Annotated in this window: 26 protein-coding genes; 10 read left to right on the forward strand and 16 right to left on the reverse strand. The window is 35.7% G+C overall.

Annotation, left to right across the window (positions count from 1 at the left end; translation table 11 throughout):
- Positions 1-206: 206 nt before the first annotated feature.
- Complete coding sequence (locus tag AK212_RS08475) at positions 207-464, forward strand: hypothetical protein (protein ID WP_053030271.1); 258 nt, start codon at positions 207-209, stop codon at positions 462-464.
- A gap of 239 nt (positions 465-703) precedes the next feature.
- On the opposite strand, the gene rpsR is transcribed toward AK212_RS08475, so the two are convergent.
- From rpsR to rpsF, 3 genes are read right to left on the reverse strand one after another with little or no spacing between them, the layout of a single operon-like run.
- Positions 704-946, reverse strand: coding sequence for a 30S ribosomal protein S18 (rpsR, locus tag AK212_RS08480; protein ID WP_002447994.1), 243 nt, complete (start codon positions 944-946; stop codon positions 704-706).
- A gap of 47 nt (positions 947-993) precedes the next feature.
- Positions 994-1,506 (reverse strand): single-stranded DNA-binding protein, encoded by a 513-nt coding sequence (ssb, locus tag AK212_RS08485; protein WP_053030272.1) that lies wholly within the window; start codon positions 1,504-1,506, stop codon positions 994-996.
- 21 nt (positions 1,507-1,527) lie between these two features.
- Complete coding sequence (gene rpsF, locus AK212_RS08490; RefSeq protein WP_053030273.1) at positions 1,528-1,824, reverse strand: 30S ribosomal protein S6; 297 nt, start codon at positions 1,822-1,824, stop codon at positions 1,528-1,530.
- Between the two features lie 287 nt (positions 1,825-2,111).
- Here rpsF and AK212_RS08495 point away from each other — a divergent pair, with 287 nt between their 5' ends.
- Positions 2,112-2,918: a glycoside hydrolase family 25 protein gene (locus AK212_RS08495; RefSeq protein WP_053030274.1), complete on the forward strand. Its 807-nt coding sequence runs from the start codon at positions 2,112-2,114 to the stop codon at positions 2,916-2,918.
- A gap of 64 nt (positions 2,919-2,982) precedes the next feature.
- Positions 2,983-3,174 (forward strand): hypothetical protein, encoded by a 192-nt coding sequence (locus tag AK212_RS08500; RefSeq protein WP_011276869.1) that lies wholly within the window; start codon positions 2,983-2,985, stop codon positions 3,172-3,174.
- A gap of 111 nt (positions 3,175-3,285) precedes the next feature.
- On the opposite strand, the gene ychF is transcribed toward AK212_RS08500, so the two are convergent.
- The 4 genes from ychF to AK212_RS08520 all read right to left on the reverse strand — a co-directional run bounded on the left by ychF (position 3,286) and on the right by AK212_RS08520 (position 6,511).
- Complete coding sequence (gene ychF, locus AK212_RS08505) at positions 3,286-4,383, reverse strand: redox-regulated ATPase YchF (protein ID WP_053030275.1); 1,098 nt, start codon at positions 4,381-4,383, stop codon at positions 3,286-3,288.
- Positions 4,384-4,394: 11 nt separating this feature from the next.
- On the reverse strand, positions 4,395-4,598 hold the full coding sequence (locus AK212_RS08510) for a DUF951 domain-containing protein (protein WP_053030276.1): 204 nt from the start codon (positions 4,596-4,598) through the stop codon (positions 4,395-4,397).
- Positions 4,599-4,619: 21 nt separating this feature from the next.
- Positions 4,620-5,501 carry a mechanosensitive ion channel family protein gene (locus AK212_RS08515; RefSeq protein WP_053030277.1) on the reverse strand — a complete coding sequence of 294 codons (882 nt, stop codon included), beginning with the start codon at positions 5,499-5,501 and terminating at the stop codon, positions 4,620-4,622.
- Positions 5,502-5,683: 182 nt separating this feature from the next.
- Positions 5,684-6,511, reverse strand: a complete 828-nt coding sequence (locus AK212_RS08520; protein ID WP_053030278.1) for a ParB/RepB/Spo0J family partition protein — start codon at positions 6,509-6,511, stop codon at positions 5,684-5,686.
- Positions 6,512-7,321: 810 nt separating this feature from the next.
- Between AK212_RS08520 and AK212_RS08525 the strand changes: the two genes are divergently transcribed.
- The 5 genes from AK212_RS08525 (at position 7,322) to AK212_RS08545 (ending at position 14,530) form a co-directional block, all read left to right on the forward strand.
- On the forward strand, positions 7,322-8,425 hold the full coding sequence (locus tag AK212_RS08525) for a PLP-dependent transferase (protein ID WP_053030279.1): 1,104 nt from the start codon (positions 7,322-7,324) through the stop codon (positions 8,423-8,425).
- Positions 8,422-9,597 (forward strand): cystathionine beta-lyase MetC, encoded by a 1,176-nt coding sequence (gene metC, locus AK212_RS08530; RefSeq protein WP_053030280.1) that lies wholly within the window; start codon positions 8,422-8,424, stop codon positions 9,595-9,597. The genes AK212_RS08525 and metC overlap by 4 nt, the downstream gene beginning before the upstream one ends.
- On the forward strand, positions 9,551-11,389 hold the full coding sequence (locus AK212_RS08535; RefSeq protein ID WP_053030281.1) for a bifunctional homocysteine S-methyltransferase/methylenetetrahydrofolate reductase: 1,839 nt from the start codon (positions 9,551-9,553) through the stop codon (positions 11,387-11,389). Before metC ends, AK212_RS08535 begins: the two co-directional genes overlap by 47 nt.
- A complete protein-coding gene (gene metE, locus AK212_RS08540; RefSeq protein WP_053030282.1) occupies positions 11,386-13,635 on the forward strand; it encodes a 5-methyltetrahydropteroyltriglutamate--homocysteine S-methyltransferase in 2,250 nt (749 codons plus the stop codon). The genes AK212_RS08535 and metE overlap by 4 nt, the downstream gene beginning before the upstream one ends.
- Positions 13,636-13,786: 151 nt before the next feature.
- Complete coding sequence (locus AK212_RS08545) at positions 13,787-14,530, forward strand: cyclase family protein (protein ID WP_053030283.1); 744 nt, start codon at positions 13,787-13,789, stop codon at positions 14,528-14,530.
- 116 nt (positions 14,531-14,646) lie between these two features.
- Here the strand turns inward: AK212_RS08545 and AK212_RS08550 are convergent, their stop codons facing one another.
- Complete coding sequence (locus tag AK212_RS08550; RefSeq protein ID WP_053030284.1) at positions 14,647-15,420, reverse strand: inositol monophosphatase family protein; 774 nt, start codon at positions 15,418-15,420, stop codon at positions 14,647-14,649.
- A gap of 259 nt (positions 15,421-15,679) precedes the next feature.
- Between AK212_RS08550 and AK212_RS08555 the strand changes: the two genes are divergently transcribed.
- Positions 15,680-16,147, forward strand: coding sequence for a bacillithiol transferase BstA (locus AK212_RS08555; protein WP_053030285.1), 468 nt, complete (start codon positions 15,680-15,682; stop codon positions 16,145-16,147).
- Between the two features lie 36 nt (positions 16,148-16,183).
- Entirely contained in the window at positions 16,184-16,573 is a 390-nt protein-coding gene (locus AK212_RS08560; protein ID WP_053030286.1) for a VOC family protein, read from the forward strand.
- A 62-nt stretch (positions 16,574-16,635) separates the two neighbouring features.
- Here AK212_RS08560 and uidA read toward each other — a convergent pair whose 3' ends face one another.
- From uidA to AK212_RS08600, 8 genes are all read right to left on the reverse strand, one after another.
- Positions 16,636-18,441 carry a beta-glucuronidase gene (gene uidA / locus AK212_RS08565; protein WP_053030287.1) on the reverse strand — a complete coding sequence of 602 codons (1,806 nt, stop codon included), beginning with the start codon at positions 18,439-18,441 and terminating at the stop codon, positions 16,636-16,638.
- Between the two features lie 17 nt (positions 18,442-18,458).
- Positions 18,459-19,301 carry an SDR family oxidoreductase gene (locus tag AK212_RS08570; protein ID WP_011276885.1) on the reverse strand — a complete coding sequence of 281 codons (843 nt, stop codon included), beginning with the start codon at positions 19,299-19,301 and terminating at the stop codon, positions 18,459-18,461.
- An 18-nt stretch (positions 19,302-19,319) separates the two neighbouring features.
- Positions 19,320-20,366 carry a mannonate dehydratase gene (gene uxuA / locus AK212_RS08575; protein ID WP_053030288.1) on the reverse strand — a complete coding sequence of 349 codons (1,047 nt, stop codon included), beginning with the start codon at positions 20,364-20,366 and terminating at the stop codon, positions 19,320-19,322.
- Between the two features lie 12 nt (positions 20,367-20,378).
- On the reverse strand, positions 20,379-21,782 hold the full coding sequence (uxaC, locus tag AK212_RS08580) for a glucuronate isomerase (protein WP_053030289.1): 1,404 nt from the start codon (positions 21,780-21,782) through the stop codon (positions 20,379-20,381).
- Positions 21,783-21,797: 15 nt separating this feature from the next.
- Positions 21,798-23,201, reverse strand: coding sequence for a glycoside-pentoside-hexuronide (GPH):cation symporter (locus AK212_RS08585; RefSeq protein WP_053030290.1), 1,404 nt, complete (start codon positions 23,199-23,201; stop codon positions 21,798-21,800).
- Positions 23,202-23,216: 15 nt separating this feature from the next.
- Positions 23,217-24,227: a sugar kinase gene (locus tag AK212_RS08590; RefSeq protein ID WP_053030291.1), complete on the reverse strand. Its 1,011-nt coding sequence runs from the start codon at positions 24,225-24,227 to the stop codon at positions 23,217-23,219.
- Between the two features lie 4 nt (positions 24,228-24,231).
- On the reverse strand, positions 24,232-24,870 hold the full coding sequence (locus AK212_RS08595; RefSeq protein ID WP_053030292.1) for a bifunctional 2-keto-4-hydroxyglutarate aldolase/2-keto-3-deoxy-6-phosphogluconate aldolase: 639 nt from the start codon (positions 24,868-24,870) through the stop codon (positions 24,232-24,234).
- Positions 24,871-25,266: 396 nt separating this feature from the next.
- Positions 25,267-26,484, reverse strand: coding sequence for a helix-turn-helix domain-containing protein (locus AK212_RS08600; RefSeq protein WP_053030293.1), 1,218 nt, complete (start codon positions 26,482-26,484; stop codon positions 25,267-25,269).
- Positions 26,485-26,522 lie beyond the last annotated feature (38 nt).

Here is a 26,522-nt window from a genome sequence, read left to right on the forward strand (position 1 = left end):
TCTTTATTTATATTTCTTGAAATAAAGATAACATAATTAATATTTATCAACTAAAAAACTTGATAATTATTGTGAACAGGACTAGTATAGTAAAATAACTTAGGTTATATATAAAAGACTTAAAAAAACTTACTTACAATAAATAAACTTGGAAAGTAAGAAAAAATAATTTAAATTCAAACTTGAATTTTAGGAGGTTATGTTTCATGAGTTCACATACACTTTTTAATTTAAGAACTAAACGAAATCTTGAAATTAACGAATTAACTGAATTAATTAACGAAAAATATGGTACACATTATGAACCCCATCAATTATGGGAATGGGAAAATCACCAACACGAACCTAAGTTTAAAGATGCAATGATTCTTGCAGACTTCTTCGACACGCCTTATCAAATGTTAGTCGAAAGTAAATACAAAGAATATCAACAGCAAATTGACGATATCGATATTCGTTTATAATTTAAAATTATTAAATTCGACTTCGATAAAGAAGTCGGATTTTTTGTGTAGTTAGATGTAATTTTTTCGAAATTTCCTTCTTGTAGGGTTCGATTAACGTACAAATTCCACTCAAAGATATTAAGAAGATTCTATTAAAAAACGTATTTTTATAAAGTCATTAGATATATTCTACAATTCAAAGCACAAAAATAACCCCGTAAGCTTTAGGCCTACGGGGTTTAAACACTAATTATATATTAGTTTTCGTCTTTAACATATGGTAATAAAGCCATATGACGAGCACGTTTGATAGCTGTAGTCAACATACGTTGATATTTAGCTGAAGTACCAGTTACACGACGTGGTAAAATTTTACCGCGTTCTGAGATAAAACGTTTTAATAATTCAGTGTCTTTATAGTCAATGTGTGTAATACCATTTGCTGTGAAATAGCATACTTTTTTACGACGACGTCCGCCTCTTCTTGGTCCACCTGCCATGGTTAATTACCTCCTTTGGAATAAATTTTTATACGTTCATTTTGTTATTAGAATGGTAAGTCATCATCACTAATATCAATCGGTCCGTTTGCGTTTGCAAATGGATTATCAGATTGTTTATTAGTTGATGCATTATTGTTATTATAAGACGTATTTTGTCCTGATTGTTGACCACCAAATCCTTGACCGTAGTCTTGGAAATCATTGTTATTACTTTGATTACGTTGGCCACCATGCGCATTCTTAGGTTCAAGGAATTGAACACTATCTGCTACAACTTCAGTAACAAAGATACGACGACCTTCTTGATTTTCATAACTGCGTGATTGTATGCGACCATCAACGCCAGCTAGACTACCTTTGAATAAATAATTATTCACGTTCTCTGCTTGTCTTCTAAACACAACGACATTGATGAAGTCAGCTTCGCGTTCCCCTTGAGCATTCGTGAAAGTACGATTAACTGCTAGAGTAAATGTCGCTACACTTACGCCTGAGGGAGTGGTTCTGTATTCTGGATCTTTAGTTAAACGACCTACTAATACAACTCTGTTTATCATTAAAACGCCCCCATTACTTTATTACTTATCTTGGTCTTCACGGATAACGATATAACGGATGATATCGTCACTGATTTTAGCTAAACGTTGGAATTCGTCTGTAGCTTTGTTGTTATCAGTTTTAATGCGTACGATGTTATAGAAACCTTCTTTGAAATCTTCAATTTCATAAGCAAGACGGCGTTTACCCCAGTCTTTTTCTTCTAAAACTTCTGATCCTTCTGAAGCTAAGATACCGTTGAAGCGTTCAACAAGTGCTTTTTTAGCATCTTCTTCAATGTTTGGACGTACGACATACATAATTTCATATGTTCTCATTTTATACTTGCACCTCCTTGTGGTCTATGCGGCCTATCGAATACTAACGATAAGCAAGGAATAATTTTCATTACTCACAATCAAGAATTATAGCACAGAGTATTACTTTTTACAATATATTTTATGTATCCTCCGCCTCACTATTTTGTATTGCCTATAACTTAATTTTCTTATATATGAATCGCGTCTTATATAAAGTTGCGAATTAGAACTTTTTATACTAATATCACAACTGCATTTTACATAGTATTATTTCTAAAAAATATAATATCTAAAGGAGAGCTCAAATGTTTAAAAAGGCAACATCATCTATTGCATGTTTAACTATTATGGCGACTTCTGTAGGTGCGTTAAATGCAAACGCTTCTGAGCATTCTGGAGGTAGCCAAAAAGGGACAATGGGGTATGGATATCAACAATATCTTGAAAATAACCCCGACCAACAAGATGCTTCAACAAGTAATCGTTCAACCTTTTCATCAAAATCCAAAGCAGTGACCACACAAAACGGTGAACGTGTATTAGATATTTCAGAGTGGCAAGGCAACTTAACTGACGCCCAAATCAAACAATTAAAACAAGATTATGATTTTATTATTATTCGAGGTCAATATGGCTCCGAATATGTCGATAAATGTTTAGAGAACAATTCAACTTTACTAGATAACAATAATATGAAATTTGGTGTATACTCATACAGCATGTATGAAAATGCCGATGACGCTCGAAATGAAGCACAAACGCTTTATAATCGTGCGCCTAAAGCATCATTCTATGTTAATGATTTTGAGCAAAATTCCATTACTTCTGGTGATGCTGACACTGCCACAAAATCTTGGGCAGATGAAATGCGACAACTTGCTGGAAATAAAAAAATATTATTTTATTCTTATGAGAACTTTATGATTAACAATGTTCCTAACGCAGTGAGTGCTTATGATGGTTATTGGTTAGCAGCATATCAAACACAAGAACCTAATAGAGAGAAAGTATTATGGCAATACACTGATCATTACTATGCACCAGAGTTAAACCAAAATGTTGATGCGAATTACTTAGATGCCAATGTTACGGCTGATTGGTTTATTGATTAAAAATACATACATAACACTTTATTTTTACGAACACTTGTTCTATAATGAAGTCGAGGTGTAAAATATGCAATTAGATTTAGATTGGAATAAAGATTTTCAAGAATTTCAAGAAGTCTTAAATTGCGGTATCAATCCAGAATGGTTATATTGTGCGAAAGCCAATATGATTCTCGAACCTGCTTATACTGGAGAAGGTAAACAGTTTTTTAGCACCAAAGACATTATTGAAGCAAGTAAAGTTATACCGTTCTTTTAAGATATAAATGAAACAAATGATATAAAAAAAGCAATGTAAGTCTCTTGTCACTTAAGCTAAGCGAAACTTACATTGCTTTTTATTTTACTCACATAATCCGTTGAGAAATGATTAAACGTTAAATCTGAAGTGCACGATATCGCCATCTTGCATAATGTATTCTTTACCTTCTAAACGTTGTTTACCCGCTTCTTTAGCACCTTGTTCGCCACCATGTTCTACATAGTCATCATAACTAGTCACTTCAGCACGAATAAATCCACGTTCAAAGTCAGTATGAATAATACCTGCACATTGTGGTGCTGTCATACCTTGTCTAAATGTCCAAGCTCGTACTTCTTGTACACCTGCAGTAAAGTATGTTGATAAGCCTAATAAATCATATGTTGTTCTGATAAGTACATCTAATCCTGGTTCTTCAATACCTAAATCTTCAAGGAACATCGCTCTATCTTCGTCATCTAATGTAGCAATTTCTTCTTCAATTTTCGCGCTAATAACGATAACTTCAGAATCTTCTTTCGCTGCATATTCACGAATTGCTTTTACTTTATCATTATCTTCGTCACCAATTTCATCTTCACCGACATTGGCAATATATAACATTTTTTTAGATGTTAGTAGTTGCGCTTGGTTAACGTATTTTTGATCTTCATCATTGAAGTCTATACTACGTACAGGGTCGCCGTTTTCAAGTGCTTCTTTAATTCTAGAGAGAATTCTCATTTCCATTTCAGCAGTTTTATCTTTTTGACGTGCCATTTTTTCAATTCTAGGCAAACGTTTTTCGACAGATTCTAAATCTGCTAACACTAACTCCATATTGATGACTTCAATATCATCTAATGGGTTGACGCGACCTGATACGTGTGTAACGTTTTCATCATCAAACGCACGTACAACTTGGCATATCGCATCTACTTCACGGATGTGTGAAAGGAATTTGTTTCCTAAACCTTCACCTTTAGAGGCACCTTTTACAATCCCTGCAATATCTGTAAATTCAAATGTCGTTGGAATTGTTTTTTTAGGTTCAACCATTTCTGTTAATTTATTTAAACGTGTATCTGGCACTTCTACGATACCTACGTTTGGATCAATTGTTGCGAACGGATAGTTAGCGGCTAATGCTCCCGCTTTTGTTATTGCGTTAAATAAGGTAGATTTACCTACGTTTGGTAAGCCTACAATCCCTGCTGTTAAAGCCATTAATCATTCTCCTAACCTTCAGTATCTTGATTTGATACTAATATTTTCTTTATTTTTTTATTGAACGTTTGACGTGGAATCATAATACTTCGTTGGCAATTCTCACATTTGATACGAATATCAGCACCCATACGAATGATTTTAAATCGATTAGTTCCACATGCATGTTGCTTTTTCATCTCTACTATATCATTTATTCCATAATTTGACGTCATGAAATTACCCCTCAATAATAATTAAGATTTGCCTTGTTGATTATTATTTTTAATGTAAATTGGTTGTGGTAATTTAATACCTTCTTGGACAAACACTCTTTGAATTTCTTTACGTAATATTCTTGAGCCAGATGCACCTTCACCAGGAATCGTTTCAGCAGATATTCTAAACGTTACTTTCGTTTCATCTAACGAATCAATACCTTCCACGACTGGATCAGTAATAAATAAGTAATATTTACTACGCATTGCTGTAAATAATTTATTTAGACGTTTTTCAACTTTATCTAAATTTTCTTCCACAGATACTGGAATTTCTACTATAGAGAATCCATTGGTAATAGAGAAATTCGTAATTTCGCCCATACTACCATTTGGTAATATGGTTAATTCACCTGTAATAGTATTAATACGTGTTGATCTTAAGCCGATAGATTTCACAGTTCCTTCTGCTACAGTTGTACCACCGCTATTGATTTTAACATAGTCACCAACGTCGAATTGATTTTCAAATATGATAAAGAAGCCTGTAATAATATCTTTTACGATGGTTTGCGCACCGAAACCAACAGCTAAACCAACGACCCCAGCACTCGCGATGATACCTTCAACACTAATTCCAAATTTACTTAAGATGGTAGTAATCACAATAAACCATACGATGTAACTCACTACGTTTTGAACTAGTGAAATTAATGTTCGAGAACGCTTTTTATTTCCTTTGCTACTACGGTTTTGTATTTTAAATGCTTGTTCAATTGCTTTATTTAATATTGCTATAACAATCAACGCAACAATAATATATATGAGAATTAATGCTATTTTGATAGCTAAATTCTCATATGTTTCTATCTTTGTTAATGGTTCAAATAATGAAGACAATACATTTTTAACCTGATTCATATAATAGCAACCTCCCTATTTAACTATTTTATAATTTAATTATTATACGCATTTATTGCACAATATGTATCCGTCTTAAGCTTTACTTTCAATATTATTTTCTCTCTAAAGCTTAAAATGTAACATAACTTTGCTCACTAACTCAAAGATCCCATTCTAACAGTACATTTGGATATGTACCATTAATCTTCATTAAGTTGTTGAATGAGTCGCTGAAACGCTTCTTTTGATTTAAATTCAAATGTTATTTTACCTGTATTTTTACGCGTTGAAATCTCTACTTTAGTGCCAAATTTTTCTTTTAATAGACGTTCTTGTTTTTGAATGAATTTGGGTTTCATTGGCGTTGGTTCTTTACTTTCTTTAGACTGCCGGCCGTCTTGCAGTTCATTTACAACTTGTTCAAGATACCTAACGCTCCACTTTTCACGTATTGCTTGTTGACTTATCTTCTTCATCTTACTAACATCTTTAATTCCTAGTAATGTCCGTCCATGCGCACCGGATAACGCACCTTCTTTGACTTGCTTTGAAACATCTTGTGGCAAATTCAACAATCTCAACATATTAGCGATGTAAGGTCGTGATTTACCTAATCGCTCAGCTACTTTTTGTTGCGTTAATCCTAAATCTTTCATCAAACGTTGATAGCTCTCCGCTTCTTCAATAGCATTAAGATCTTCTCGTTGTAAATTTTCGATAATCGCTAATTCCATCATGTCCGAATCAGATAATTCTTTGATAATTGCTGGTATTTCAGTTAACCCTGCTAATTGAGATGCTCTAAATCGCCTTTCGCCAACCACGATATAGTAACCTTGTACAGTTTGGCGTAATACAATGGGTTGTAAAATACCGTGTGTCTGTATGGACGTTGCTAAATCGCTTAACTTTTCATCATCAAAGGTTTTGCGAGGTTGGTATGGATTGGCTTTAATTTGAGAAATATCAACGTTTTGAATTTGTTCATTTTGACTTAAGGCCAATCGTTCATCTTGTTTATGATCCACTATCTTTCACCCCTTTCAATCAACATTTACTAAACATTTAATACTTTATCTTTGCACTAGGCTTAATGCGATTACATCAAACTCACTTACCTTCTCATTATAACTATTATGGCACGCATTTGATTAGCACTTATCTATTTTAAAAAATATAGAATAGGTTTAACAAGTAGATAAGGTCGATGAAATAAAAAATAATTTTTTATGTGCGCCTATCATGATGTTATCAATGCTTTAAGCGTTTTCTGATTTGACTTTATAATCTTAATTTTCAGAAAAGTTGTTGACAAATATGACTTAGGTCTGTAAGCTATGAATTAACTTAAAAAAACACAAATTACACACTGTAATAAGGAAAGTAGAATTTACACTGCTAATACAGAGAGTCTCCATAGCTGAGAAGAGACATTGAAAGAAAGTTTGAAAATGGCCTTTGAGTGTTGATGCCAATACGAGGTGTCAACGGGTTCGCCCGTTATAGCGATACAGTATTAACATTTATTGTTTAATGGCGTACTGGAATTCTAGACGTCGCTATTCATCGTTAATACTCATTTACTTGTAATCAAGTTAAATGAGTTTTTTAATGAGCACTTTCATTTATCCGAAGTTTCAGATAACGAATGGATTAGCGTCTACCATCTCAGTACACGTTATTCACATAATGGCGTACTGTTTGAGGTTACTTTAGCAATAAAGTAATAAACAAAGGTGGTACCGCGAAACAAGCTTTCGTCCTTTACATCCGATACATATCGGGTTTAAAGGACGGAAGCTTTTTTTATTGGATTATAAATGAATGGAGGATTTGACATGAAAGATACACAATTAGCACAAATATCATTAACTAAAGATGTTACTGGCGCAATAGCCAATCCGATTTATTTGTCTACCGCATATCAACATCCTCACCTTGGTCAGTCAACAGGCTACGACTATACAAGAACTAAGAACCCAACACGTTCTGCATTTGAGGAATCCTTCGCGAAATTAGAAGGTGGTATTGCTTCGTTTGCTACGTCAAGTGGCATGGCTGCAGTACAGCTCATTTGTAACTTGTTTCAACCAGGTGATGAGATATTAGTCGCCTTCGACTTATACGGTGGTACATTCAGATTATTTGATTTTTACGAGAAACAATATGGTATCAAATTTAAGTATGTCGACTTTTTAAATTATCAGGAAGTCGTTGACAGTATTACACCAAATACGAAAGCACTTTTCATAGAGCCCATTTCGAATCCACAAATGATTGAAATTGATGTTGAACCGTATTACATCTTGAGTCAAAAGCATCATCTGTTAACTATTATCGATAATACATTTTTAACACCGTATCTATCTACTCCTTTAGAGGAGGGTGCAGACATCGTGCTTCATTCAGCAACCAAATACATTGGCGGTCACAACGATGTGCTCGCAGGTGTTGTAACAGTGAAAGATGAAGCGTTAGCCGAACAACTTGGACAATTGCATAATATGATTGGTGCAACATTGTCCCCTATTGATAGTTATTTATTACAGCGTGGTTTAAAAACACTACATTTACGTATTGAACGGTCAGAAGCAAATGCTAAGAAATTAGCTGAACGATGTAAAGTTTCAAATGCTATAGATGAAGTTCTATACAGTGGAAAAACGGGCATGTTAAGTTTACGCCTAAACAAAGACTTTAGCGTTGCTAAATTTTTGGAAAATTTAGAAATTTGTATTTTTGCAGAAAGTTTAGGTGGGACCGAAACATTTATCACTTTCCCATACACACAAACACATGTCGATATGCCTGATGAAGAAAAAGATAAACGTGGCATAGATGAATATCTCATACGCTTATCCATAGGTATTGAGGATTATAACGATATTGAGTCAGATATTTTACGCGCACTGGAGAATTCTAAAGTAGGAGTGATTTCATGACCTTATCAAAAGAAACTGAAGTTATTTTTGATGAACATAGAGGTGTTGATTACGATTCAGCTAACCCACCGCTTTATGACTCTTCAACATTTCACCAACAGGTACTCGGTGGCAATGCAAAATTCGATTATGCCAGAAGTGGTAATCCCAACCGTCAACTTCTTGAGGAGAAATTGGCAAAGCTTGAAGGTGGCAACTACGCATTTGCATATGCGTCAGGTATTGCTGCAATATCAGCGGTGCTATTAACACTAAAAGCAAATGATCATGTGATTCTTCCTGACGATGTATACGGCGGTACATTCAGACTTACCGAACAAATTCTCAATCGCTTTAATATTCAATTTACGACAGTTAATGCCACACACACTGAGGAAATTGAACGAGCGATTCAACCTAACACTAAACTCATCTACGTTGAAACACCATCGAATCCGTGTTTCAAAATTACAGATATACGTGCCGTCGCATCGATTGCGAAACGTCATCAGTTACTTTTAGCAGTGGACAATACATTCATGACTCCATTGGGTCAATCCCCACTTGCACTTGGTGCTGATATTGTTGTTCACTCAGCTACTAAATTTTTAGGTGGACACAGTGATATTATCGCTGGTGCTGCCATCACAAATCGCAAAGACGTCGCAGATGCATTATATCTTTTACAGAATGGGACTGGCACTGCATTATCAGCACATGATAGTTGGACGTTAGCCAAACATTTAAAAACATTACCCGTTCGCTTTAAACAATCAACAGCTAATGCAGCGCAACTTGTCACATTTTTAAATGAAAGAAAAGAAATTGCCGAAGTATATTATCCAGGGAACAGTTCATTACACTTGTCACAAGCAAATAGCGGTGGTGCCGTCATCGGTTTCCGATTAAAAGATGAAACGAAGGCACAAGATTTTGTGGATGCCTTAACGTTACCTCTCGTTTCCGTTAGTCTCGGAGGTGTTGAGACCATTTTATCTCATCCTGCCACAATGTCACATGCTGCTGTTCCTGAAGATGTTCGAAATGAACGTGGCATTACCTTTGGCTTATTCCGATTAAGCGTAGGTCTAGAACAACCTCAAGAATTAATTGCTGACCTTAACTACGCATTAAAGGAGGCTTTCAATGAGTCGATTATTGAATCAATTACAGAACAACGTTTTAGTAGCTGATGGTGCAATGGGAACAATCCTCTATTCAGAGGGACTCGATACATGTCCAGAAGCATATAACTTAACACATCCGGAGAAAGTAGAGTCAATACATCGTTCTTATATAGAGGCCGGTGCTGATATCATCCAGACGAATACGTACGGTGCTAACTTTGAAAAGCTTAAACGCTTTGGCTTAGAACATAAAGTGAAGGATATTCATAAAGCAGCTGTAGCTATTGCGAAACGTGCGGCACAACCGGACACTTTCATACTTGGTACGGTAGGTGGTTTTAGAAGTTTACAACAAGAGGAGTTGCCTTTGTCCACCATTCAATACCATGCTGAAAATCAAATCGATACACTCGTTGAAGAAGGTGTTGATGGGTTATTATTCGAGACTTACTACGATTTAGAAGAACTTACAAACATCGTTACAACAACACGTCGTAAGTACGATATTCCAATCATTGCTCAACTCACCGCTTCAAATACGAATTACTTAGTCGATGGAACCGAAATTAATCAAGCGTTACAACAATTAGTTGCTTGTGGTGCCAATGTTGTAGGCCTTAATTGTCACCACGGTCCACATCACATGCAACGTTCATTTTCACATATTGCGTTACCAGAGAACGCATACCTATCATGTTATCCAAACGCGAGCTTACTGGATATCGAGAATAGTGAATTTAAATATAGTGATAACGCACAATATTTCGGTGATGTTGCGCAAGAACTCATAAATGAAGGTGTACGGTTGATTGGTGGTTGTTGTGGCACAACACCACAACATATTGCTTATATCAAATCATCCGTCAAAGATTTGAAACCTGTTACCAATAAAAAAGTAATTCCAATTAATCGCCAAACGAATCGAGCAGTGACGCGTACGTATAAACATAACTTAACGACAAAGGTTAAAAATGGACCGACAGTCATTGTCGAACTCGATACACCGAAGCATTTAGATACAGATCTTTTCTTTGAAAATATCGGCAAACTCGATGAGGCCAAAGTTGATGCAGTAACGCTAGCTGATAATTCACTAGCTACCGTGCGTGTTAGCAATATTGCAGCGGCAAGTATTATACGCCAACGTTACGATATTGAGCCACTCGTACACATTACATGTCGAGATCGTAATTTAATCGGCTTGCAATCACATCTACTTGGCTTATCACTTATCGGCGTTAACGAAATTTTAGCAATTACAGGCGACCCGTCAAAGGTAGGTCATCTACCCGGTGCCACAAATGTCTACGATGTCAATTCAAAAGGATTAACCGAATTAGCATTAAGATTCAATCAAGGTATTAACACGGATGGTGATGCGCTGAAGAAACATACAAACTTCAACATCGCTGGTGCATTTGACCCTAATGTACGTAAACTCGACGGTGCGGTCAAACGCCTTGAGAAAAAAGTAGCTGCAGGCATGAATTACTTCATTACGCAACCTGTATACAGTAAAGCAAAAATCAAAGAAGTATACGAGGCGACGAAACATCTGAATGTCCCTCTATTTATAGGTATCATGCCTATCGCAAGCTATAATAACGCACTTTTCCTACATAACGAAGTGCCTGGCATTAAAATGTCTGAAGACGTATTAAGCCAATTTAAAGCAGTAAAAGATGATAAAGAAAAAACTAAAGCATTAAGTTTGAGACTCTCTAAAGAATTGATTGATACAGTGCATGAGTACTTCAATGGTTTATACATCATCACACCGTTCCAACGTATCGATTATTCATTAGAACTCGCAGCGTATTCTAAAGCAATTACCCAAAACAAGGAGGCAATATCATGACAACAATTACAACTTCAAATTTAGGATTCCCAAGATTAGGTAGAAAAAGAGAGTGGAAAAAAGCCATCGAAAGCTATTGGGCTAAAAAAATTGATAAAGCAGAATTAGATCAAACGTTAAGTGATCTTCACAGAGAAAATTTATTATTACAAAAGCATTATAATTTAGACAGTGTACCTGTCGGTGACTTCTCACTATATGACCACATTCTCGATACATCATTACTATTCAACATCATTCCTGAACGTTTCCAAGGTCGCGAAGTCAATGATGATTTATTATTTGATATTGCACGTGGTAATAAAGAACATGTAGCGAGCGCTTTAATTAAATGGTTCAATACGAATTACCATTATATCGTGCCAGAATGGGATAACGTTGAACCTAAAGTGAATCACAATGTATTATTAGATCGCTTTAATTATGCAAAATCACTTAACGTCAATGCGCATCCTGTCATCGTAGGACCAATTACGTTTGTGAAATTGTCTAAAGGTGGTCATCAATCTTTCGAGGAGAAAGTTCAAACACTTTTACCATTATATAAAGAAGTGCTTCAAGCACTCGTTGATGCTGGCGCAGACTATATCCAAGTGGATGAACCAGTATTAGTAACAGATGAGAGCGCAGCCTATGAAGCGATTACAAGAGAAGCCTATAACTACTTTGATATAGCAGGCTTAGCAGACAAATTAGTCATTCAAACTTACTTTGAGCGTGCCAATGTTAAATTCTTAAGTTCATTACCAGTAGGTGGCTTAGGATTAGACTTTGTACATGATCACGGTTATAACTTACAACAAATTCAAGCAGGTGACTTCGACGCATCTAAAACATTATATGCTGGTATTATTGATGGCCGTAACGTTTGGGCAGCAGATATCGAAGCTAAGAAACAATTAATTGAATCATTACAAGCCTATGCGAAACATATCGTTATCCAACCGTCATCATCTTTATTACATGTACCAGTATCATTAGATGATGAAACATTAGATGAATCTATTGAAGACGGCTTAAGTTTCGCTACTGAAAAGTTAGACGAATTAGACGCACTACGTCGCCTATTTAATCATAACGACAGTGCGAAATATGATGAATTCAAAACACGTTATGAACGTTTCCAAAGTCAATCATTCAAAAATCTTGAATATGATTTTGATAGCGTACCAACAAGCCGTAAGTCACCTTTCCCTGAGCGTAAAAAAGCACAAGACGCACGTTTACACTTACCTGACTTACCAACAACAACGATTGGTTCATTCCCACAAACTCAAGAAGTACGTAAATATCGTGCTGATTGGAAAAATAAACGTATCTCAGATGAAGCTTACAACGATTTCCTAGAAAGTGAAATTGCACGTTGGATTAAAATTCAAGAAGATATCGGTCTAGATGTACTCGTTCATGGTGAGTTCGAACGTAATGACATGGTTGAATTCTTCGGTGAAAAACTACAAGGCTTCTTAGTCACTAAGTTCGGCTGGGTACAATCATACGGTTCACGTGCCGTTAAACCACCAGTGATTTACGGAGATGTCAAATGGACTGAGCCATTAACAGTCAAAGAAACGGTATATGCACAAAGTTTAACTGACAAACCTGTTAAAGGTATGCTAACCGGTCCAGTAACGATCTTAAACTGGTCATTCGAACGTGTCGATGTGCCACGTAAAGTCGTTCAAGATCAAATTGCTCTAGCGATTGATGAAGAAGTATTAGCGTTAGAAGAAGCGGGTATTAAAGTCATCCAAGTAGACGAACCAGCTTTACGTGAAGGTTTACCATTACGTTCTGAATACCATGAACAATATCTTGCAGATGCAGTCAATTCATTCAAATTAGCAACTTCTTCAGTCCAAGATGAAACACAAATCCATACGCATATGTGTTATTCTCAATTTGGTCAAATCATTCATGCCATCCATGAGTTAGATGCTGATGTTATTTCAATTGAAACATCACGTAGTCATGGTGATTTAATCAAAGACTTTGAAGATATCAACTATGATTTAGGTATTGGGTTAGGTGTATATGACATCCATAGTCCACGTATCCCTACTGAAGATGAAATTGCTACAGCAATCGATCGTTCTCTACAACAAATTGACCGTTCATTATTCTGGGTTAACCCTGACTGTGGCTTAAAAACACGTAAAGAAGAAGAAGTTAAAGACGCTCTAACTGTACTTGTAAATACCGTTCGCAAAAAACGCGAAGCAAATAACCAAAACAAACCCGCATAGGGGAGCTGTACAGAAATCACTTGTAATTTCGTCGTACAGCCCCGGCACAGTTGACTAGAACTGAAGCGAGCTTTTCTAAAGCGATGGGTCAGTTCAGTCAGCCACTGCCAAAACTAACATAGAATAACTATTACTATTGGAGGTATGAAACATGCCAAACTATCCATTATGGAACCAATTAAATCAACTGAAAGAAGCAACTTGGGTGGATTTAACACATACCTTTGACCCAGAAATACCTCGCTTTAGTGAATTTGAAAAAGGTGAAGTTTCGACACTCTTTACCGTTAAAGAACATGGGTTTTACGTGCAACGTTGGAATATTGTCACACAATATGGCACACACATTGATGCCCCTATTCACTTTGTTGAGAATAAACGTTACTTAGAAGATTTAGACTTAAAAGAATTAGTATTGCCCCTTATTGTCTTAGACTTTTCAAAAGAGGCTGCAGAAAATGCTGACTTCATCGTCACACGTGACCATTTAGAGACATGGGAAGCGAAACATGGGCGTATTGAAGACGGTACGTTTGTCGCTTTACGTACAGATTGGTCAAAACGTTGGCCAGATATTGAACAATTTGAAAATAAAGATGCTGAAGGTAATCAACATTTACCAGGTTGGGGTTTAGATGCCTTGAAGTTCTTAATCGAAGAACGTGGTGTGAAATCAATCGGACATGAAACTTTCGACACAGATGCGTCAGTGGATACTGCTAAAAATGGAGATATCGTTGGAGAACGTTATATTCTTGGACAAGACACATTCCAACTTGAATTGTTAACGAATTTAGACCAATTACCAACGCGTGGTGCGGTCATTTACGCAATTAGTCCGAAACCCAAAGATGCACCTGGATTCCCAGTACGTGCATTTGCGATTAAACCTTAATCAATGACACGTTTTAGGCTTGATATTGAGCGATCAAAGCCAAAACTTTCCTAATATTATAAAAATCCTGTCACATCAACCGTTACGCGTAAGTGCCGGTATGTGGCAGGATTATTTTATTGATACGTTTTTATAATATTGATAATGTCTTCATGAATATCTGGATGTGCAATAATTGCACCCTTAACGTGATTTAAATCGATAGCATTGCCTTGAATATCTGTCACAATTAGTCCTAACTCTTTCGCATATAATAATTGCGCACTCATGTCCCATAGATTTGCGCCCATATCGATACTTGCTCCGAAATCCCCTGTAATTGTTCGCAACGCACCAATGCCACCAGCACCAATAAATCGAAAGCCATGTGATTTTGAAATCAATGCCTTTAATAACTCGGAACGCGCACGTTTTGGATCAATAGAAATCAACGCATCTTTGAGGTGATGATACGTGTCTACACGTAGTGGCACGCCATTAACCGTCACACCTTTACCCTTTACAGCTTTATATAATTTTTGTTGATAAAATTCATATGTATAGGCTAGTAAAGGCTCGCCATCATAGAATAAACTTACTATTAAACAATAATCTTTATGTTGTTTCACAAGATTCGTTGTACCATCAATAGGATCTATCGCCCAAGCATAGCCACGGTACATATCAACCTCATGATTGCTTTTTTCTTCACCCATAATCTGATGTTCTGGATAATATTCTTTGATAAGTTGAGTGAAATCAGCTTGAACTTCCTTGTCGATATTCGTCACTAAATCTAAATCATGCTTTTTTGTTTCAACCGCCACATCATTCAACATCATATCAACCTTACGTGCAATATGTGCTATCCATGCTTCAATACGACAATCAATCTCTTGAATTGCGCACATTTTTTATCACCTCTTACTTTCTTATCTAAAAACTAATTTTTTAGATTTAACATTATCCTTTATATAAATATACCTAAGATTCGTTAACCTATTAAGTTCTTATATGAAGTTTATATATTTTTTCTAATAAAACATCTATTAAATACGCTGCCATTTAGTCATTTTCTTTAATAAGACTATCGTATCACTTGATTGACAAGCACGTTTAACGGGTAGACGCTTAATAGTCAATTCTTTAAACATGTGGGAGGAAACGCAAATGAGTAATAAAACAGTCTATGATGTGATTGATACTGGTGTAAACTACTTACTGTCCGTTTATGATAATTGGAACATTGAGGAAGTATTAGATAAAGACAATGATGTATTTCCAAATACGCTACATTGGCAATTTGGCCATGTCTTAACAATCTTTGATTCAGCTTTATCGATGGGTGCCCAAAATGCGGTAGATATCGACAAATATACTACATTATTTGGTTATGGTTCTAGTCCTGCTAACTGGGATGGGCAAGACGTTCCATCAATTGAATCTATTAAAGAGGACTTACAAACGATTCCAGATCGCGTACGTCAACTAACTGACGAGCAACTCTCTCAAGCATTAGACCAACCGATTGCTGGTTGCAAAACGGTGAACGAATTACTAGTATTAAATGCCATTCATGTCCCATTACATGCGGGTAAAATTGAAGAAATGGCTCGTGTTCTGAAACAAGACCACTAATTTAAACGCCATATTATATAAATTGAAGGGGTACGTATGAACATTATTGCGAACAGTATTTTTGTAGAGAATCAAGAAGAAGCCTTACAATTTTATACAAATATTCTAGGCTTTGAAAAGAAAATTGACGAACCTGTAGGCGGAGGTTTTAGATGGCTCACTTTAGTGTCCCCTAATCAACCAGAAGCTGCCCAATTGGTCTTAGAACCCAATGGTAATCCGATTGCAGGTGACTATCAACAGCGTCTATTTGAAACCAACATACCTATTACCATGTTTGGCGTGGACAATGTACAACAAACGTATGACACATTAACGCAAAAAGGGGTTCATTTTACCGTTGAACCGACGACAATGGGTAGCGCTAAAATGGCCATTTTTGATGATACATGTGGTAATTTAATTCAAATTATAGAACAAAAATGACCTCATAGGATGCATATTGATGCATCCTATGAGGTCTATTTTAATGAAAAGGAAGTCATACATTATGATTTATAATTGAAATCAGGAATGTTATGCCAACGTTCTTTAAAATAATGTGCAATCGCTTTAGGTTTACGGTCGCGTGTGAAGATACCTTTCTTATTACCTTGAACACGAATGATACCATTTGATGTTTCAAAATCTGCGAAATTCCATGTCTGTTCACCGATAAATTGTGGGTATTTATCCATAATTTCATGGTTCGCTTTATAGTAATTCAATTGATATTCTTCCGTAAACATTTGATCATCAATCGCATGCATACCTGCAACGGTATCAGCACCATATTCTGTGAACATAATTGGCTTGTTAGGTTGTCGTTCAGACCACTGTGCTAATTCTTTATCCAGTGCTTTTTTCGCACTTGCTAAATCTGCAGATTGCGTATACCAACCGTAATAGCGATTTAAGCATAATACATCAACTAAATCTTGCACTTCACATACATCAGGTTGTGCCATTAAAATGGTAACAATTGTAACAGGTCGTTTCTGTGGATCTTTACGTTTCGCTAATTCCACAAATGGTTCAAAATAAGCTTTTGCGCCTTTTTCATTAGAAGCAGGTTCATTAGCGATTGACCACATAACTACGCACGCATGGTTCTTATCTCTTTCAATCAAACCTTCTATGACTTCTTTATGCGCTTGATGTGTATCAATCTCTTTCCAAGTATCATGTTCTAATTGGCCACCTAAAGCCACCATAAAGTTAAGATGTACACCGACCGCTGTCGTTTCATCGATCACAACGATACCTTGTTCATCCGCTAGACGCATCATTTCTTCGGAATATGGATAATGCGCTGTTCTGAAAGAATTGGCACCAATCCATTTCATCAAATTAATGTCCATTACATTGGCTGCCTCATTTAAGCCACGCCCACTATAAAATGTATCTTCATGCTTACCAAATCCTTTGAAATAAAACGGTTTATTATTGATAAGGAATTGACCATCTTTTACTTCTACAGAGCGAATACCAAATCGTTCTGTATATACATCAACAACCTCGCCGTCATTCAGAAGTTCAACTTTCATATGATAAAGATACGCATTAAGTGGCTGCCATAAATGTGGATGATCAATAGACATTGCACCTTCAGCTTCATTGTTCTGAGTAACAACTTGTCCATCTTCATCTATAATCGTTACGCTAATTCGATCAATATCTGAGCGGTTTCCGTGAACATCCACTTTATAATTCACTATACTTTCTCCACTTTGTTTAACTTCTGGGTTAATCACAATATCCTGAATATATGTTTGAGGTGTTGTATATATTTTTACAGGGCGATGAATGCCTGCGTAATTAAAGAAGTCAAAGTTTGGCGTGTTAACTGGCGTAACCGTTCCATCTTCATCAACACGTTCACTATAATTACCTACCGGCAATGTGCTATGCGTCAGTATATTGTTGACCTTAACCGTTAATCGATGACTACCTGTTGTAGCGATTTCCGTAATATTCACTTCAAATGGTAGAAAGCCGCCTGAATGTGTCACGATTTCCTTACCATCTAAATAAACCGTCGCATGATGCGTTACTGAACCAAATCTTAATACAATACGTTCACCTTTGAGGTGCTTTGGAATCATAATCTCACGTTCATAGTAAACGTCGCCAACGTGTTGTCGAATACTTTGAATCACACCTTGATCATTATAAGAACCTGGTACAGCCATTACATCTTCTGTATCTAAAGCTTGACTTACGTCGACATGTTCTTTATAGCCTACTAATTTAAATTTCCATATACCAGACACGTCTAATAATTGTCTGGTTTCTGTATTAATTGGGTATAACATCTTCATTCCTCCTTATATTACACACCTGAATATGCGTTAAAGCCACCATCTACTGGTAATACAACACCATTAACAAAGCTTGACGCCTCTTTACTAACTAGGAATAATAATGCACCTACCAATTCTTCCGGTTTACCGAAACGTTCCATTGGCGTAGCATTAATAATTTTTTCAGAGCGCGCTGTATAACTGCCATCTTCATTTAGTAGTAATGCTTCGTTTTGTTTTGTTAGTAAAAAGCCTGGGGCTATGGCATTTACTCTAATATTTGTTTTAGAGAAATACACACTTAGCCATTGTGTGAAATTACTAATTGCTGCTTTTGCACCACTATAAGCTGGAATTTTTGTAAGTGGGGTAAAGGCATTCATTGATGAAATATTAATAATCGTTGCGTCTGCTTTATCTAACATATCCGTTGCGAAAACTTGTGACGGAATAAATGTACCTAGGAAATTAAGATCCATTACGAAGCCAACACTTTCTTCATCTAAGTTGAAGAATGTTTGTTTATCTTGATCTAAGTCACCTTCAAAGCGTTCGTCATCTGTAGTACCTTTAGGCGCATTACCGCCTGCACCATTTATTAAAATATCGACACTACCGAAAGTATCATTGACTTCCTGTTTAATTCGTTTCATGTCTTCTTTATTTGTTACATCGCCTAGAAATACTTGAGATTCTCCGCCGAGTGCTTTTATTGTTTCAACTAAGCCACTTGCATCCTCTCTAAGGCCAACCATCGCAACTTTAGCGCCACTTTGTGCTAAGGCAGTAGACATCGCACTGCCAATGACACCTGTTCCACCTGTAATGACAACGACTTTATCTGTTAAATCAATATCGAATGGTAATTTCATAAGTTCATTTCTCCTTTTTTATTTGTTATTCTTACTAACCGCTTCATATAAACCGTTTAAATAAGTTGCGCCTAACGCACGATCATATAATCCATACCCTGGTTTACCTGTTTCGCCCCAAATCATACGTCCATGGTCTGGTCTTATAGGGCCATGATAGTCGAAACTATGCAAAGCTTTAACGACTTCATACATGTCGATTGAACCTTTTTCAGATAAATGTGCAGATTCTTGGAACGATTTATCGCCAATTAATTTAACATTACGTGCATGTACAAAGTTGACGCGGCCTTTCTCGCCAAAGTAACGTAACATGTCAACGAAGTCATTTCTGCGATCAGCACCTAATGAGCCAGAGCACATCGTTAAACCATTGTATTTAGAATCATACAAGTTAATAAAGCGCTCTAAATTTTCTTTGTTAGTGATAATACGTGGTAAACCAAAGATATTCCATGGTGGATCGTCCGGATGTATCGCCATCAGAACATCTTCCTCTTCAGCAACCGGTATTACTTTTTGGATAAAGTAATTTAAGTTGTCCCATAGCGTTTCTTCATCTACTTCTTTATAATCATCAAATAATTGTTTTAAATCTTCTTTCGTATAACTTGAATCCCATCCTGGCAATGATAATTCACCACTTAATGGATTCATTTTCTCAACATCTTGTTCATCATAGATTAAGCAAGTAGAACCATCATCTAAGCGGTAGTCTAATTGTGAACGCGTCCAATCAAATACTGGCATAAAGTTGTAACACACAATCTTGATACCTGCTTGTCCTAGATTTCGAAGTGTTTCACAATAATTTTCGATGTATTTATCACGTGTCGGTTTACCTAATTTAATATCTTCATGTACAGGTACACTTTCAATCACCGATAATTCCATACCTGCATCTTCAATTTCTTGCTTTAATGCTTTAATTTTATCTAATGGCCAAACTTCACCAACCGGTACATCATAAATTGCACTTACAATACCTTTCATTCCAGGTATTTGTTTAATATATTCCAAGCTGATTGGATCATCTTTGCCGTACCATCTAAATGTCATTTTCATTGTCTTGTCCCCCTATATTAATTTGAAGTAGTTATAAGCGTTGTTATAGCAAATATTTTCAATCATGCGTTTTAATAGTTGATCATCATTAGGGATTTCACCTTTTTCAACTAAGTCCCCAATGAATGAAGATAATATACGTCTAAAGTAATCGTGTCTTGAATATGAAATAAAGCTTCTTGAATCTGTTAACATACCAACAAAATGCATTAGCAACCCTTGATCAGCTAATGATGACATTTGTCTTAACATGCCTCTTTTCGTATCGTTGAACCACCAACCTGCACCATGTTGTACTTTACTTTTAATACCTGGTTCAGTTTGAAAATTCGCAATCGTAGAACCCACGATATCATTATAAATTGGGTTTAAGTTATACAAGATGGTCTTAGGTAAGTGTCCTTCTTGTTCCATCATGTCTAGTGTTGCATTTAAATGATACGCAAGATTGTCTTGGTCTCTAATTGAGTCAAAGCCAGCATCTTTTCCTACTTTTTCAAACATCTTTGTATTATTATTTCGAATTGCACCAAAGTGAATTTGCATTACCCAACCACGTTCATGGTATGCCTTACTCAATTCATTTAACATGTAGCTTTGGAACTGGAATCGTTCATATGTTGAAATATCTGCATGATTTAAAGCTTTCTTGAAAATGTCTTGAATAGCTTGATCGGTATAAGCCTCAAAATGCATTTCTTCTAAACCATGGTCAGCTAATCGACCGCCTTTATCATGGAAATATTGAATGCGCTTATATAACGCTTCGATAAAGTCAGAAGGTGTCGTAATTGGATGCGTAAGGTTTTCTAACTTTTGTAGTAAGTCTGTAAACGCTGGGTCGCCAACTTTAAATACATCATCAGGTCTAAATGCAGGCAGGACAGTCGTGTTAAATCCATCCTGTGCTTTAATAGCATCATGATAGTTTAAGTCGTCTGTAGGATTATCTGTTGTGCAAATTAAGTTGACATTCGAATCAGTAATCAATGATTGAGTTGTTGTGTGATGTTGTTTTAGATAATCATTAGCACGATGATAAATAGCTTCAGCGTTATCACTAGTCAGTAAATCTTCAATGTCAAAATACATTTTCAATTCAAGTTGTGACCAGTGATATAACGGATTGCCCACTGAATTTTCTAATGTTTCTGCCCATTTTTTAAATTTATCAAGTGGTGCAGCATCGCCAGTAATATACTGTTCTTCAATGCCTTGTGCACGCATTGCACGCCATTTGTAATGATCACCACTGAGCCATAAGTCTGTAATATTGTCACATACCACATTGTCGCTAATTTGCTTAGGGTCTAGATGACAATGGTAGTCATAAATTGGCATATCTTTCGCGAAATCATGGTATAAATGTTTTCCTGTTTCATTATTCAACATAAAATGTTCATTTATAAAAGCCATATCGTATACGCTCCTTTAAATTTCTTCTCTCAATGCAAGTTCTTTAACAATTTGTTTATGTCGTTTATCTGTAAGTGGGTACCATATAAAGAAGATAATGAATGCGATGGTACATGCCACTGCCGGTACTGCAAAGAATAAAACTTTAAGTCCAAAGATTGTACCCGCTGATTGGTCAACATTAGGTTGATAACCAATGAACGTTAATGCTAACCCAGGTACGAAACCTGCAAGTGCTTGTGATACTTTTCTAGTAAAGCTATAACTTGAATAAGTGATACCTTCTGAACGTAATCTGAATTTCCATTGTCCGTATTCCACAACGTCTGCAATGAATGCCCATACAACTGTGTTAGGAATAACTAAGAAGAATTGTGCTATCGTATTCATGATTAAGAACATGACATAATTTTCTCCGAAGAATAAGAAGTTTAAGACTTCGAAGATAACAAATCCGCCAATACCAATGAGGGCTGTATATTTCTTACCTAACTTTTTACTAATATATGTAGTTGCTAACAATGCTGGTATTAGACCGATAAAGTTTAATGTACTGACTAAACCAACAAGATTCGGTTTATCTAATACATATTTAAAGTAGTAAAGTTGTGTTGATTGTACTAAGAACATAGACATAATCGTTAATAGTGTGAAGATAGCTAAGACGGCAAAGGCTTCATTTTTCACTAAGTTGAAGAAGGCTTTCTTATTGACGCCTTTCTCTTTCGGACGTTCGATCACGTGACGTTCTTTAACACCTTTGTAGCAAATCAAATGGAATATCACACCAAAGATTGCAAGCATACCAACAACTACTGGATAACCAATTGCGTGATTATCAAATTTTGAAACTAATGGTACAACGGCAATACCTGCGATGAATAATGCACTTTGTGATCCTAAGTTTCTAAATACAGATAACTGTGTTCTATCATCCGCATTCACTGTCATTGCAGCTGATAATGAGCCATAAGGGATATTAACGACTGAATAAGCCGCGTTAAACATTAAATAAGTTGCGAACGCCCAAATGACCTTTCCAGTATCACTGAAATTAGGTGCGGTAAATGAGAGCACCGTTAAGATTGCTAGGGGCACCGTGCCATATAAGATGAATGGTCTAAATTTACCTTTAGGCCCTATATTTGTTCTTGAATCGACGATCGTCCCTACACCTGTATCTACAAATGCATCAAAGATTTTTGCAACTAAAAATACAAGACCACCGTAGAAAGCTGAAATACCTAAAATATCTGTGAAGAACATCATTAAGTAAATTTGTCCCATATCAAACATCATGCCGTTACCTAAATCACCAAATCCATAAGATAACTTTTCTTTAAAACCTAATGTTGATTTTTGAATATTATTGAGACTCTGCACTTTTTGCTTTTCTCTTGTTTCAACTGTAGTTCCCATAATACTGCCTTCTTTCTATCTATTGATATCTTTGTTACTTTCAATAGACGTATTTATTTTTTCAAGATTGGCATAACTATAATCACCAATGACGTTGTGCTTATAAACCATGTTATTGATCCCAAATTGAACAGTATCTTTTAAATCCCATTGCTTCATAATTCCATAAATGATACCTACACTAAATGCATCACCCGTGCCTAATCTATCTAAGATATCGACCTCAATTGTTTCAGTTTGTTCGAGTTGATTTGGTGTAGAAAGAAATCCTTGTAAGCGGTTTCTTTTATGGTTAAAAATTTTTCTCTGTGTAAATGCAATATAGTTAATGTTGTATGTTTGATGTATTTTCGTTAAAAACGGTCTAATGTCTTCAATATTAGCCATTCGATCTAAACCATCTTTTAAATCTTTGCCATCTTCACCTGGCAGTGATAATGGCTCATAACCAAAGATTAAATCCACGTCGTATAAGAGTTCAGACATTTTTCTTCTCGCAGTTTGAAAATCCCACAACGCATCTCTAAAGTTCAAATCACAGCTTACAAAAAGACCTAATGTTTTAGCTATTTTGACCGCTTTTTTCAAGAACTCAAATAACGCATCGTTTAGTGCTGCCGTAATACCTGTAATATGAAACCATTCATGCGCTTTTAATATGCTTTCAACTTCATATTCATCAGGATTTAATTGGCTAAATACACTCATTTGTCTATCGTAAATAAGACGATTTGCTCTTTGTGCATAACCACTCTCAGTAAAATAAAGACCTAATCTGCCACTAGCGCTTTTCACCTTATCGGCATTCACGTTGTAACGTCTTAAATGTTGTATGATGTTGTCTCCAATATCATTATTAGGTAAAGCCGTTACCATTGCGGTATCGATACCTAAGCCCGATAAACCTATCGCAACATTCATTTCGGCCCCGCCATAATGAATATCAAATGCTTGTGCCTGTTCAAATGTTTGGTGATGCGGTGTACTTAATCGCATCAATATCTCGCCAAAAGTAATGAATGACATGTGCTCACCCACTTACTGTTTGAAATTTTCTGACAAATTTTTCTGTATTTTCTTTAATTACAGTGTCGTTTCCATCTTTTGCATTTTTCATCAATGCACTACCAATGCCTACCGCGTAAGCACCTTTGTTATACCAATCTTCTAAATTATCTAAAGATACGCCACCTGAAGGCATTAATTCTATATGTGGTATAGGTCCATGTACATTTTTTATGAAATTCGCGCCTAGCAAGTCTCCAGGGAATAATTTAACTAAGTCAACGCCTGATTCCATTGCTTGTACAATTTCTGTTACAGAACCACATCCAGGTAAATAAGGCACTGCGTATCTGTTACACATTTTAGCTATTTCAATATCTAAGTGAGGGCTTACGATATATTCAGCACCGTTTAAAATAGCGATTCGTGCTGTTGCACTATCTAATACAGTACCTGCTCCGATGACGATATGTTCATCGCTTGTCGCACTTAAGTGTCGAATAACTTCTTCTGCTTGAGGCGTTGTAAAGGTAATCTCAATATTATAAATGCCACCTTCTATCATTTGTTGAACAGCAGCGATTGCATCATCTTTGCTTTTACCTCTGACAACTGCGACGAGATAATTTTCATGCAATTGATTTAATATTTTTATTTTTTTCATTTTCGCAAAGCTCCTTATTTCTAATTTCTTTGCCAACCCAATTTCATTATATTTGCAAATGGCGAATCGTCAATTTAGCGCAGTCAGAAATCGCTTTCAAGCAAAAATAAACCCTTCCTATCAAACTCCTAAAAAGATTGATATGAAAGGGTTTATAGCATATTTCTATTTTCTTAATGATGATGAATTACAACGAAATATCATCAAAATAAATACTAAAAAAACAGTATAAATTGCTTATATTTTTTGTAAAATTTTAATGATTTTTATAAATTATTGACCTTAAATTTAAAAAAGTAGCAAATTTTCTAAATTTTCTATTACTTGAACTAGTGATAAATATAAATGAATGATAATTTTAAATTGCAAGCAAAGTTCAACGCATCACTTCTAAGTTTAATTCACCGAGCTATATTGTTTACGATATTCTAACGGTGACAGTTGATACTTAGCTTTAAAACATTTTGTAAAGTAACTTTGCTGTTTAAAACCTATGTAATTTGAAATCTCATCAACTTTCATAGGTGTATGAATTAATAAATCTCTTCCCTTTTCAACACGTAATTGCATAATATATTGCGAAACAGATTGTCCCGTTTCCTGATTAAACAATCTTGACAGGTATGATGGTGCCAACCCAACTAAATCAGCCAATTCATTTAGACAAAGTGGACGATCCAAATTAATTTTGATGTGTTGAATGACAGTATTAATGTTAGCACTGTACTTAAGAGATTTAACCTTTAATGCGGTCTGTGCATACTCATAAATGAGGTTTTCCATTACGTTATCTAAGTCTTCAATGTCAGTGGCATCATCGATTTCTGCAGCATACTTCCCTGAGATATCATTGATGGTCAATAAATTGACGTTAGCCTTTTCAATGGCTTTCCGGCATAACGTATTAACAAGAAACCCTCTATACTTATGATTTAATAAATCATCTGTGACGCGTCGTATGCCAGATACTGAAACTTTCATTAATTTAAATAAATTGAGTGCTTCATCAGCATTACCATTCTGTATGGCAGTCAGCATTCTATTTTCAATATCGTAGCGTTCTTTAATCTTATTAAATGTGAATTCATATTGTGCCTTATCTTTGGCGTGTGATTCTGGGTTACGATGAAAGCTAAAATCAATATCTTCAACACTATAATGAATATTTCTATTTTTTAAATATCGAACAGCTAGATGCGTCATATTGAGCGCTTGGCTATACTGACAAACCGGTATTTGCAGAAGATATTGTTTTAAGATGGTAAGTTTGGAATGTTTAATTTGGACTTCTTGAAGCATTTCGAGACATTTATTTTCACTCGGTCTTTGAAGTAAAAATGGACCTAATATAATAACTTGATGCGATTTTCGATATTTAAACATTAAAAAGTGTGCATCAAATTGATTCACATAGTGGTAAATCATATTACTTTTCATATTTTCTAAAAGTTTTTGTAGTTCTGCTTTATAGCGTTTGCTCTTTGTATTGGTAAAAGGCGATTTCAAGTGACTACTTATATGCTTGAGATCTTCCAAATCATATCGTTCAAGAGATACCATTAATAGTTCAAACGCATGCGTTTGTAAAATACCAAAAACTTCTCGATTTATCACATTAATCACCCTCATTTATGACTATTACAAGAAAGGAT

It is taken from the genome of Staphylococcus borealis (assembly GCF_001224225.1).
GTDB lineage: Bacteria > Bacillota > Bacilli > Staphylococcales > Staphylococcaceae > Staphylococcus > Staphylococcus borealis.

Excerpts from the sequence above, each read along its gene's own strand:
- AK212_RS08555 (WP_053030285.1), top strand. The coding sequence starts at position 15,680 with ATGAGTAATAAAACAGTCTATGATGTGATTGATACTGGTGTAAACTAC.
- AK212_RS08585 (WP_053030290.1), bottom strand. The coding sequence starts at position 23,201 with ATGGGAACTACAGTTGAAACAAGAGAAAAGCAAAAAGTGCAGAGTCTC.
- AK212_RS08590 (WP_053030291.1), bottom strand. The coding sequence starts at position 24,227 with ATGTCATTCATTACTTTTGGCGAGATATTGATGCGATTAAGTACACCG.
- AK212_RS08550 (WP_053030284.1), bottom strand. The coding sequence starts at position 15,420 with ATGTGCGCAATTCAAGAGATTGATTGTCGTATTGAAGCATGGATAGCA.
- AK212_RS08495 (WP_053030274.1), top strand. The coding sequence starts at position 2,112 with ATGTTTAAAAAGGCAACATCATCTATTGCATGTTTAACTATTATGGCG.
- AK212_RS08560 (WP_053030286.1), top strand. The coding sequence starts at position 16,184 with ATGAACATTATTGCGAACAGTATTTTTGTAGAGAATCAAGAAGAAGCC.
- AK212_RS08570 (WP_011276885.1), bottom strand. The coding sequence starts at position 19,301 with ATGAAATTACCATTCGATATTGATTTAACAGATAAAGTCGTTGTCATT.
- rpsF (WP_053030273.1), bottom strand. The coding sequence starts at position 1,824 with ATGAGAACATATGAAATTATGTATGTCGTACGTCCAAACATTGAAGAA.
- ssb (WP_053030272.1), bottom strand. The coding sequence starts at position 1,506 with ATGATAAACAGAGTTGTATTAGTAGGTCGTTTAACTAAAGATCCAGAA.
- AK212_RS08525 (WP_053030279.1), top strand. The coding sequence starts at position 7,322 with ATGAAAGATACACAATTAGCACAAATATCATTAACTAAAGATGTTACT.
- AK212_RS08545 (WP_053030283.1), top strand. The coding sequence starts at position 13,787 with ATGCCAAACTATCCATTATGGAACCAATTAAATCAACTGAAAGAAGCA.
- uidA (WP_053030287.1), bottom strand. The coding sequence starts at position 18,441 with ATGTTATACCCAATTAATACAGAAACCAGACAATTATTAGACGTGTCT.
- AK212_RS08595 (WP_053030292.1), bottom strand. The coding sequence starts at position 24,870 with ATGAAAAAAATAAAAATATTAAATCAATTGCATGAAAATTATCTCGTC.
- rpsR (WP_002447994.1), bottom strand. The coding sequence starts at position 946 with ATGGCAGGTGGACCAAGAAGAGGCGGACGTCGTCGTAAAAAAGTATGC.
- AK212_RS08500 (WP_011276869.1), top strand. The coding sequence starts at position 2,983 with ATGCAATTAGATTTAGATTGGAATAAAGATTTTCAAGAATTTCAAGAA.
- uxaC (WP_053030289.1), bottom strand. The coding sequence starts at position 21,782 with ATGGCTTTTATAAATGAACATTTTATGTTGAATAATGAAACAGGAAAA.
- AK212_RS08475 (WP_053030271.1), top strand. The coding sequence starts at position 207 with ATGAGTTCACATACACTTTTTAATTTAAGAACTAAACGAAATCTTGAA.
- ychF (WP_053030275.1), bottom strand. The coding sequence starts at position 4,383 with ATGGCTTTAACAGCAGGGATTGTAGGCTTACCAAACGTAGGTAAATCT.
- AK212_RS08515 (WP_053030277.1), bottom strand. The coding sequence starts at position 5,501 with ATGAATCAGGTTAAAAATGTATTGTCTTCATTATTTGAACCATTAACA.
- AK212_RS08535 (WP_053030281.1), top strand. The coding sequence starts at position 9,551 with ATGAGTCGATTATTGAATCAATTACAGAACAACGTTTTAGTAGCTGAT.
- metC (WP_053030280.1), top strand. The coding sequence starts at position 8,422 with ATGACCTTATCAAAAGAAACTGAAGTTATTTTTGATGAACATAGAGGT.
- metE (WP_053030282.1), top strand. The coding sequence starts at position 11,386 with ATGACAACAATTACAACTTCAAATTTAGGATTCCCAAGATTAGGTAGA.
- AK212_RS08510 (WP_053030276.1), bottom strand. The coding sequence starts at position 4,598 with ATGACGTCAAATTATGGAATAAATGATATAGTAGAGATGAAAAAGCAA.
- uxuA (WP_053030288.1), bottom strand. The coding sequence starts at position 20,366 with ATGAAAATGACATTTAGATGGTACGGCAAAGATGATCCAATCAGCTTG.